General features: G+C 58.9%; 2 protein-coding genes. One reads left to right on the top strand and one right to left on the bottom strand.

Annotation, left to right across the window (positions count from 1 at the left end; genetic code table 11):
- The first annotated feature begins 455 nt into the window (after nt 1-455).
- On the top strand, nt 456-1,478 hold the full coding sequence (gene adhP / locus TW83_RS18215) for an alcohol dehydrogenase AdhP (RefSeq protein WP_239441424.1): 1,023 nt from the start codon (nt 456-458) through the stop codon (nt 1,476-1,478).
- 123 nt (nt 1,479-1,601) lie between these two features.
- Here adhP and TW83_RS21515 read toward each other — a convergent pair.
- Nucleotides 1,602-1,783, bottom strand: a 182-nt coding sequence (locus tag TW83_RS21515; protein WP_045984199.1) for a PIN domain-containing protein, incomplete at its 5' end; no start/stop codon positions are given.

Below are 1,783 nucleotides of genomic sequence, written 5' to 3'. Positions count from 1 at the left end.
TGTTCTGTGGCACATAGTTCTGCCTTTTCTATCAGGCAGTCTGCCTCTCGGGTTTGCTAGATTGACGAAAGCGGACGGTCAGCAGTCGGCGCAGCATCGACGCGAAGAGCCCTTTTCGCCTGACCCTAACCGGCGGCGCAAGACACATAGGAGGCATTTCGTAGCGAGGAGTATTGAAAAGGACGGATTAAGACGCAGTAGCCCGAACGTGCGCTGCGTTGCGCTTTGCGTATATGAGCCTTCTGGTTGCGCGCTGCGTCGCATCCGTCTAGGCGCAATGGCAATCGATCACGCGCCCGTGAGGTCATTGAAAGTAGCGAAGAATGTCTCACATTCGGAACAGTAGGCCAGCACAATAACACATGGCAGGGATGACAGGAGCGCAAGCCTTGGCAATCCTTCTTCCGTCGGGTCGAGGAACTGGGCATAGAGGAGGAACTATTTTGTCGAAGACTATGAAAGCCGCTGTCGTTCGTAAATTCGGTGCACCCCTGAGCATTGATGAAGTCCCAATTCCGCAGGTCTCTGACGGAATGATCCAAGTCGCGATCCGCGCCTCTGGCGTCTGCCACACGGATTTGCACGCGGCCGAAGGCGACTGGCCCGTCAAACCCGAACCGCCCTTCATCCCCGGCCACGAGGGTGTAGGCTATGTCTCGGCAGTCGGCAAAGGCGTGAAGAACGTCAAAGAAGGTGACCGCGTCGGTGTGCCATGGCTTTACACCGCCTGTGGGTGCTGCAGGCATTGCTTGGGCGGATGGGAAACGCTGTGCGAAAGCCAGCAGAACACCGGCTACTCGGTCAATGGCGGCTTTGCCGATTACGTTGTCGCAGACCCCAATTATGTGGGCCACCTGCCCGCAGGCAGCGATTTTGCCGAGATCGCGCCCATCCTTTGCGCGGGTGTTACGGTCTACAAAGGCCTGAAAATGACCGACACCAAACCCGGCGACACCGTTGCCATTTCCGGCATCGGTGGCTTGGGCCATATGGCCGTGCAATATGCGGTGGCGATGGGGCTCAACGTCGTGGCCGTAGATATCGATGAGGCCAAACTTGATCTCGCACGCCGGTTGGGTGCCAAACTGACCGTCAATGCGCGCGAGATTGCCGATCCCGCAGCCTTTGTCCGCAAAGAAACCGACGGTGGCGTCAATGGCGTTCTGGTCACGGCCGTAAGCGAAAAGGCTTTCGAGCAGGCGGTCGGCATGGTCGGGCGTGGCGGCACGGTGTCCCTCAACGGCCTTCCTCCGGGGGACTTCCCGCTCAATATCTTCGGCATGGTGCTCAATGGTGTCACCGTGCGTGGCTCTATCGTCGGCAGCCGGCTCGATTTGCAGGAATCGCTCGACTTCGCCGCCGCAGGCAAGGTCAAGGCCACCATCACCAAAGCCCCGCTTGAAGATATCAACACCGTCTTCGACCGCATGCGCAAAGGCCAGATCGAAGGCCGCATGGTGCTCGATCTGGGCAACTGACAGCCGCAGGCCCCTCGGCGTGCCACGGCATCCTCAGGGCATACAGGCTCCCGCCCGCCGAAAGGTGGGCGGGAGCACATCCCGTTGCCGCGTAGGCATCTCGGTGAGCTCCATTCCAGCCGATCACATCCCGATGAAACCGCGCCGGTCGCGGTTTCGGGCAAATTCCTCTGGGATGATCTGCGGCAGGATCAATTCAACTTCACCGGCCTCTATCATCGCGGAAAGAGCGTCGAGCAAAGGCATATGGCGTGGATCCTTCGTGAGATCCAGCCACACAGATGTATCGATCAAAAGTCTGAGTT

Origin of the sequence: Paracoccus sp. S4493, assembly GCF_000967735.1 — a bacterium.
In the GTDB taxonomy this organism is placed as follows: domain Bacteria; phylum Pseudomonadota; class Alphaproteobacteria; order Rhodobacterales; family Rhodobacteraceae; genus Paracoccus; species Paracoccus marcusii.
The sequence above is the reverse complement of the archived record's forward strand: the minus strand, read 5'-3'. Positions and strand labels throughout refer to the sequence as shown.